The following is a 1,232-nucleotide window of genomic DNA, read 5'->3' on the forward strand; positions in this document are numbered from 1 at the left end:
TGGCCGGTCGATGCCGAAACCAAGACCACGCGGTCGAAATCCCGTTTCAACAAGGTGGTCGTCGTCCGGGTCGAACCCGGCAAGCTGGACGAAGCCACCCTTGCCAAGTCGGTGGAGGGCGTCATCGCCTTTTCCTCCGTCTGCACCCATCAGGCCTGTGCGGTGACAGGCTGGATACCCGAAGACGCCATGCTGGCCTGTCCGTGCCACGGATCGCTGTTCAGCGTCGGCGAAGGCGGGAAAGTACTGGGGGGACCCGCGCGAAAGCGCCTGCCGATCCTGCCGCTGGCGGTCGATGCCGACGGCATGCTGACGGTGGCCGACGCTTTCACGGCCAAGGTAGGACCTGCCGCCCAGACCTGACGAGAAACAAGAAAAACTGGGAGAGAAACGATGTCCAAAGCAAGGAAACCGGGGCACAGGCTGCTCCCTGTGCTGGCGCTGGCGTGCCTGGGTGCGGTGACGTCGCTGCACGGCGCGTCGGCGCAAACGGCCAAGCCGATGGAATACAAGCCGGTCACCGACGAGCGGCTGGCCAACCCGGAGCCGGAAAACTGGCTGCAGTACCGGGGCAACTACAAGGGCTGGGGCTACAGCCCGCTCGACCAGATCACCAGCGCCAATATCGGCCGCCTGACGCCGATGTGGAGCTATTCCACCGGCAAGCTGGAAGGCCATCAGGCGCCTCCGATCGTCAACGGCGGCATGATGTTCGTCAGCACGCCGGGCAACCAGGTGATAGCACTCGACGCCAAGTCCGGCAACATGCTCTGGACCTATAAGCGCGAGCTGCCGGAAGAGCTGGTCCAGCTTCACCCGACCAACCGCGGCGTCGGGCTCTACGGCGACAAGCTCTATCTCGCGACACTCGACGCCTGCGTCGTGGCGCTGAGCGCCAAGACCGGCGAGCAGCTGTGGGAGAAGTGCATCGCCGACTGGAGCGACGGCTACTACATGACGCTGTCGCCGCTGATCGCCAAGGGCAAGGTGATGGTCGGCGTCTCCGGCGGCGAGTTCGGCATCCGCGGCTTCATCACGGCGGTCGATGCCGAGACCGGCGAGGAGGCGTGGAAGACCTACACGGTTCCCGGCCCCGGCGAACCCGGCCACGAGACCTGGAAGGGCGATGCCTGGAAGACCGGCGGAGCGCCCGTCTGGATCCAGGGCAACTACGACCCCAAGACCAACCTTGCGTATTTCGGCACCGGCAACGGCGGCCCCTGGATGCCGGA

General features: G+C 65.5%; 2 protein-coding genes. Both read left to right on the forward strand.

Annotated elements, in window-relative coordinates; genetic code table 11:
- The coding region (locus N826_RS38985; protein WP_044437997.1) for a QcrA and Rieske domain-containing protein at nucleotides 1-363 on the forward strand (363 nt) is incomplete at its 5' end.
- A gap of 30 nt (nucleotides 364-393) precedes the next feature.
- A partial coding sequence (locus tag N826_RS38990; protein WP_211099524.1) for an outer membrane protein assembly factor BamB family protein occupies nucleotides 394-1,232 on the forward strand: 839 nt, incomplete at its 3' end.

This window comes from Skermanella aerolata KACC 11604 (assembly GCF_000936425.1).
Lineage (GTDB): Bacteria > Pseudomonadota > Alphaproteobacteria > Azospirillales > Azospirillaceae > Skermanella > Skermanella aerolata.